7 protein-coding genes are annotated in these 6,305 nt (G+C 53.5%); 1 reads left to right on the top strand and 6 read right to left on the bottom strand.

What is annotated here, in order from left to right; translation table 11 throughout:
• Positions 1 to 522 precede the first annotated feature (522 nt).
• The 4 genes from ABF287_RS04970 to mscL form a co-directional block, all read right to left on the bottom strand.
• Complete coding sequence (locus ABF287_RS04970; RefSeq protein ID WP_347183908.1) at positions 523 to 2,043, bottom strand: aldehyde dehydrogenase family protein; 1,521 nt, start codon at positions 2,041 to 2,043, stop codon at positions 523 to 525.
• Between the two features lie 130 nt (positions 2,044 to 2,173).
• On the bottom strand, positions 2,174 to 3,124 hold the full coding sequence (locus ABF287_RS04965; RefSeq protein ID WP_347183907.1) for a GAF domain-containing protein: 951 nt from the start codon (positions 3,122 to 3,124) through the stop codon (positions 2,174 to 2,176).
• A 72-nt stretch (positions 3,125 to 3,196) separates the two neighbouring features.
• Positions 3,197 to 3,655 carry an Lrp/AsnC family transcriptional regulator gene (locus tag ABF287_RS04960; protein ID WP_347183906.1) on the bottom strand — a complete coding sequence of 153 codons (459 nt, stop codon included), beginning with the start codon at positions 3,653 to 3,655 and terminating at the stop codon, positions 3,197 to 3,199.
• Between the two features lie 192 nt (positions 3,656 to 3,847).
• The gene (mscL, locus tag ABF287_RS04955) at positions 3,848 to 4,276 is read right to left on the bottom strand and encodes a large conductance mechanosensitive channel protein MscL (protein WP_347183909.1); all 429 of its coding nucleotides are present in this window, start codon (positions 4,274 to 4,276) and stop codon (positions 3,848 to 3,850) included.
• A gap of 137 nt (positions 4,277 to 4,413) precedes the next feature.
• Between mscL and ABF287_RS04950 the strand changes: the two genes are divergently transcribed.
• Positions 4,414 to 5,118 (top strand): glutathione binding-like protein, encoded by a 705-nt coding sequence (locus tag ABF287_RS04950; RefSeq protein WP_347183905.1) that lies wholly within the window; start codon positions 4,414 to 4,416, stop codon positions 5,116 to 5,118.
• A 54-nt stretch (positions 5,119 to 5,172) separates the two neighbouring features.
• Here ABF287_RS04950 and ABF287_RS04945 read toward each other — a convergent pair whose 3' ends face one another.
• Together ABF287_RS04945 and ABF287_RS04940 are read right to left on the bottom strand one after the other, a co-directional pair.
• Positions 5,173 to 5,616: a YtoQ family protein gene (locus tag ABF287_RS04945; RefSeq protein ID WP_347183904.1), complete on the bottom strand. Its 444-nt coding sequence runs from the start codon at positions 5,614 to 5,616 to the stop codon at positions 5,173 to 5,175.
• Positions 5,617 to 5,628: 12 nt separating this feature from the next.
• On the bottom strand, positions 5,629 to 6,225 hold the full coding sequence (locus ABF287_RS04940; RefSeq protein WP_347183903.1) for a hemerythrin domain-containing protein: 597 nt from the start codon (positions 6,223 to 6,225) through the stop codon (positions 5,629 to 5,631).
• Positions 6,226 to 6,305 lie beyond the last annotated feature (80 nt).

The following is a 6,305-nucleotide window of genomic DNA, read 5'->3' as shown; positions in this document are numbered from 1 at the left end:
TCAAATCCAACAATGACAGAAACAAAAACCAACCGATGCGCTAAATCTCTCCAGCGCGCCCGCCAACCTAAACCTCTGATTTTCCTAAACTTTCCAGTCTCTCAACCGTCCAGTTCGTCCCGTCCGCAGTGTCTCGCTTCCGGTAAGGGGGGTTCTAAGGCGACCGAACAAAACCCGCAAGCGCTTTTTTGAAGTTTATTGCATTAATTGCGAACATTGTCGCAAGACACTGATTTTAATGAATTTATATGGAAACCGGCAAACTGAAACGGAATGGCTTGCCACCATGGAATATTCAAATGGCAGCCCGACCATCGAACTTCGCTCATTCGCGACCCGGAATCGCCCTGAATCAGGCCTATTGCGAGTCGAACTGGGCGACTCGGAGAGCGCATTCATTGGAATCGCCGCAGTGAATGAAGGTGCGTGACAGGCAAGGCAGGTTCACAGCTGACAAATGGCTGGCAACGACGCGTTGATTGGAACGGAGCGCACTATTGTGCGCCCCGCAGGGAGGTGCCTCTAGAAGAAGCCCAATTTGTTTGGATTGTAGCTGACCAGCATGTTTTTCGTTTGCTGGTAGTGGTCGAGCATCATCTTATGGTTTTCGCGACCAATGCCGGACTGCTTGTACCCACCAAAGGCAGCATGCGCAGGGTAAGCGTGGTAGTTGTTCACCCAAACGCGGCCCGCCTCAATCGCGCGACCAAAGCGGAAGCAACGGTTCGCATCACGTGACCAAACGCCAGCACCAAGTCCGTACATCGTATCATTGGCAATCGCCAAGGCTTCGTCTTCGTCCTTAAAGGTTGTGACGGACACAACTGGACCAAAGATTTCCTCTTGGAACACACGCATATCGTTGGTGCCTTTGAAGATGGTTGGCTGAATGTAGAAGCCGTTCTCGAGATCTTTGCCAACGTCAGCCGCATCACCGCCCACAAGCACTTCGGCGCCTTCTTCGCGACCGATGGTGAAGTAGGACATGATCTTGTCTTGCTGCATTTGGGAACATTGCGCGCCCACCATCGTGTCCATATCGCGCGGGTCGCCTTGCTTGATCGCTTTCACACGCTCAATCACGCGCTCCATGAAGGCGTCATAGATGTCTTCTTGCACCAATGCCCGCGACGGACATGTGCAGACCTCGCCTTGGTTGAAGGCAAACAGAACGAAGCCCTCGATGGCTTTGTCAAAGAAAGCATCATCTGCGGCCATAATGTCAGAGAAGAAGATGTTCGGAGACTTGCCGCCAAGTTCAAGCGTCACGGGGATCAGGTTCTCTGTTGCAGCCGCCATGATTTTCTTGCCTGTCGCGGTGGAGCCCGTGAAGGCGATTTTCGCGATGCGCGTGGATGTGGCCAAAGCAGAGCCAACCTCGCCACCGTAGCCATTGATGATATTGAGTGTGCCTGCTGGCAAAAGATCGGAGATTGTCTCGATCAGAACCATCAACGCTGCAGGGGTTTGTTCAGCTGGTTTCATCACAATACAGTTGCCCGCTGCCAAGGCTGGCGCCAGTTTCCATGCGGCCATCAGAATGGAAAAGTTCCATGGGATGATCTGGCCGACCACGCCGAGCGGTTCGTGAAAGTGATAGGCCACTGTGTCGGAATCGATCTCGGACATGGAGCCTTCTTGACCGCGCAACACGCCTGCGAAGTAGCGGAAGTGATCAATCGCCAGTGGAATGTCGGCATTCGTCGTCTCGCGGATCGGCTTGCCGTTGTCCCATGTTTCAGCCTGCGCCAACAGGTCTAGGTTCTCTTCCAAACGGTCCGCGATTTTGAGCAAGATGTTGGAGCGTTCTGTGGCCGATGTTTTGCCCCAAGCCACCTTGGCGACATGGGCTGCATCCAGCGCCAGTTCGACATCGTCTGCGTCAGAACGCGCAACTTCGCAAACAACAGAGCCGTCGATGGGGGTGATATTGTCGAAATACTTACCGTTCACGGGTGGTACAAAAGCGCCGCCGATGTAGTTGTCGTAGCGCGCCTTAAAGGGCGATGCGTACTTTGAAATGGGTTGGGTCATTACATTCATGGTATATCCTCCTGAGACATCCGAGATCCTCCACCTCGGTTGCTCAAGACCATGACCAGAGCCCTATCTTGCGTCACCCCGCGCAACCCATGCTGCGGCGCAGCAGTGTCTCACTGGTGAGACAGGTCCGCTAACTTTCCGTAATTCCGAGGCGATTCATCCGGCGATACAGCGTGGCACGCCCGATCCCCAGCTCTCGCGCTGCTGCAGACATATTGCCCCCCGCCCGCGTGATCGCACGTTTAAGCGCAGCTCGTTCTGCACGTTCAAGCGCAGATGCATCACTGTCGCGACCCAATATATCAGAGGCAGGTAGCGGGGCGAGCTGCCCGCCCTGCCCCAATTCATACACACGGCGCGCGGCACGCGTGGCGCCGATGATCAAATCATCCTGATCCACCGCCAACAAAACCGCGCCATCACTGCGTTCATCTGGGGCGGCAATGATCCGCGCCTTTGGAAACGCCATGCGAAACGCGTCTGTTTCGATTTGTTTGGCAGTCTGCGCCACAACATTGCTGATCAAGCGCGCATAGGCTTCGGTCTGATCCGCACGACATGAGGACACATCAAGCGCGCCGATCAATTCACCATCCGGTCCGAAAATCGGCGCATCCATACAAGACATCACCGTGTTGCGGGTCATGAAATGTTCGTCGCGATGAATGCTGACTTGGCGCGCTTCAGCAATGCAAGTGCCGATGCCGTTGGTGCCCTCGGCCTCTTCAGACCAATCTGCGCCAGACCACAGCCCCCATTGTTCGAACGTGTCAGCATCCGCATCTTTGGACCTCTGATCCAACACCACGCCTTGATTGTCAGTGAGCAGAACACAACACCCCGTGTTGCCCACCATTTGAAACAGCTGATCGAGCTTTGGCGTTGCGACCTCAAGAAACGTGCCAAGCTCGGCGCGTCGTTGTGCGACTTGCGTCATTTCAATGCGACGAGGACTGTGGCGCAATGCTGGATCAAGGCCATGTTTGACCATCGACCGCCGCCAAGACGCCGTCAGTCGTGACGCGGCGGACGGTGATTCAACCGCGTTCAACACCTGTTGTGTATGGCTTTCCAATGGCATTGCCCGTTTCCTCCCAAAAACAAACTAAGTGCTAGTTAACACCTTTCCTCGTGTTTTGCACCTTGCGCTGGATCAAACGGGCAGACTGGTGGTCTTGAACACCGTGCGCATCGCGAAAGACGACTGCATTTTGACCACACCTGGCAGCCGCACCAAGTTGCGATGAATTTCGGCGAAATGGTCGGTGTCTGCTGCGACAACCTTAAGCATGTAATCCGCTGCCCCTGCCATCAAATGACATTCCAAGACATCTGGAACAGTTTGAACGGCTTTCTCGAAAGCGGCCAAAACCTCATCCGCCTGCGATGTCAGCGTCACCTCGACAAACAACGTTGACCGACGGTCTACATGGACCGGATTCAACAACGCCACATAGTCACGAATGATGCCGTCCGCCTCTAATCGTTGAACGCGGCGGTGGCACGCAGAGCTGGAAACATTGGCCTCAACAGCCAAGTCAGCGTTTGAAATGCGGCCTTTCTTTTGCAAAATCCGCAAAATTCGGCGATCTGTCTCATCCATTTGCGCCATGTTGGTAGATTTCCCCTGATATCAATCATTGTCCGCAAACATATCCCATATACGCCAGTGCAAAACAAGCACGACGGAAATCCAAATGCGCGCCGTACTATATATGTGTCCCCAAGGTGACGCCGACCCAGCGTCACAAGAAAGGCCCGCAAGCATGACTTGCGGGCCGTTTCCAATTCTCTGTCGACAGCTTTACTTTTTCAAAGAGTCGCGGATTTCCAAAAGAACATCAAGCTCGCTTGGGCCTGCTGGTGCCGCCGGCGCTTCTTCAACTGGTTTTTCAGTCGCTGCTTTCACTTTGTTGACGTAGCGCACCAACATGAACACCACGAATGCGATGATCAAGAAGTTGATAACCGCCATGATGAACGACCCGTAGGCAAAAATCGCAGCGCCACTGTCGCGCGCGTCTGTCAAAGATGCGCCTGCCGCGACCTCGCCGGACAGCACAACATATTTGTTCGCAAAGTCGATACCCCCGATGAATAGGCCGATGAACGGATTGATCAGGTCAGAGACCAAGGATTTAACAATCGCCGTAAAGGCGGCACCGATGATGATACCAACAGCCATGTCCATGACATTACCTTTGGCGATGAAGTCTTTAAACTCTTTAAGCATTTTATCCCTCGTGCGTTTAAGAAGCGTCATTGTGCGCGCTTATAAACATTGCTTAGCACAATTGCGCACAGTCGGAAGAGGTTAAAAATCATGCAAAAGTCCCCATATTGCATCCAGACATATAAAAGGATCTTTCAATGACATCCATTGCCGCACACTCAATTAATGCCCGTTGGCCCGCACAAGACCCAAGCAAACTGCAACTTTATTCCTTCCCAACACCCAATGGCGTTAAAATTTCTGTCGCGTTGGAAGAAATGGGCATCCCCTATGAGGCGCACCTTGTTGGTTTGATGAACGGCGATGTGATGACGGACGAATTTTTGTCCCTCAACCCGAACAACAAGATCCCAGCAATTATCGACCCAACCGGCCCAGATGGCGCACAGATTGAGCTGTTTGAATCCGGCGCGATCTTGATCTATCTGGCCGAAAAATCCGGCAAGCTGCTGTCAGCGGACCCCGTAAAACGCTACGAGACGCTCAAGTGGTTGATGTTCCAAATGGGTGGCATTGGTCCGATGTTTGGTCAACTTGGCTTCTTCTACAAATTCGCAGGTGCTGCGATGGAAGACCCAACTGCGCGTGATCGCTACATTGGTGAAGCGAAGCGCTTACTGGCTGTGCTCGAGAAACAGCTTGAAGGCAAAGACTGGATCACAGGCGAATACTCCATCGCGGACATCGCTATCGCGCCATGGATCAATTCGTTGGAATTCTACGGTGCCAAAGAGGTTGTCGGCTATCACGATCTGAAAAATGTACCGGCCTATGTGGAGCGTTTCTACGCACGCCCCGCGGTGGAAAAAGCGAAGAACATTCCGCCAGTCCAAATGCCGTAACAAACAAAAGGGAGCCCAAGCGGCTCCCTTTTTTATGGCCTACATTTGTGGGAACTACTGGGGTAAAGTACCCTTCAGAACATAAGTCAAAATATCCACGACCTGTTCAGGCGTCTCAACCACGGCCAAGGCCGCCGCATCGACTTCTTTCAGCGCATGTTGGTGATCCGCCCCGTGCATCACAATCAAGGACTTGCCCAAAGCCGCCGCAAATCCGGCGTCAAACGCCGCGTTCCACTGTTTGTATTTCTCGCCAAAGCGCACAACAACCACATCCGCCGCTTCAATCGCGTTGCGGGTGCGAATGGCGTTGAGCTTCGCGCCTTTGTGGTCATGCCAAAACTTATCAGCCTCAGCGCCCATAATGGCGACACCGCAATCATCCGAAGACGCATGATCTGTCACGGGCGCTGAAAACACCACATCCAAACCCTTTGCACCCTCAACAATTTGATCGCGCCAATCGGTGTGGATTTCTCCTGATAGATAAACCTTCATCCCATCGCTCTCCTAGATTGCTTGAAAGGCCCCGAGGGCTTCTTCCAGTTCTGTTTCCTCATACTTAAAGTGCGATTTGACCACCGCTTCAAGCTGTTCAAACACCAAACGGGCGTCCAAATAGGCGCGTTCCGTCGGCGCTTCGACCAAAGCCACAGCGGCCTCATACAATCGCTCGATCAACGCATGCACAACACGGTGTTCTTCGCGCAATTTGTTCACCACAGCCGTGATGCCATCAACGCCTGCGCGCTCAAGGCGCGGGAACATGTCCTGCTCTTCGATGTTGTGATGCATGTTCAAGACCATACACTCACGCCCGCACAAATTGCCAAAGGTCTGATAGTTCCGCGTCATGCTCATCTGCGGGATCGCTTGCACCAATGCATCAGCGCCCGCCCCGCCTTGCGTGATCCGATCCAAAAGCACACGGGCTTGTACGATGTCGCGCAAATGCATCCGGTGAATCGCCGCCAAACGCCGTCCACTTTGGCGCGCATTTGGATCAACCCCATCCAAAGATGGCGCTTGCGGGCGACCCGCCTCGTCGAGTGCATCCATTGCATCAGAAACGTTGTCCCAAGGACCAGTCGTATCATTCGGGGACATCACCCATTCCTTTTGCAATCTCGAGACAAGGCGACTTTTGCACCGATATCACCCGACACTCAACACCTTAAGGAAGGCGG

Origin of the sequence: Pacificibacter sp., assembly GCF_039769035.1 — a bacterium.
In the GTDB taxonomy this organism is placed as follows: Bacteria; Pseudomonadota; Alphaproteobacteria; order Rhodobacterales; family Rhodobacteraceae; genus Celeribacter.
The sequence above is the reverse complement of the archived record's forward strand: the minus strand, read 5'-3'. Positions and strand labels throughout refer to the sequence as shown.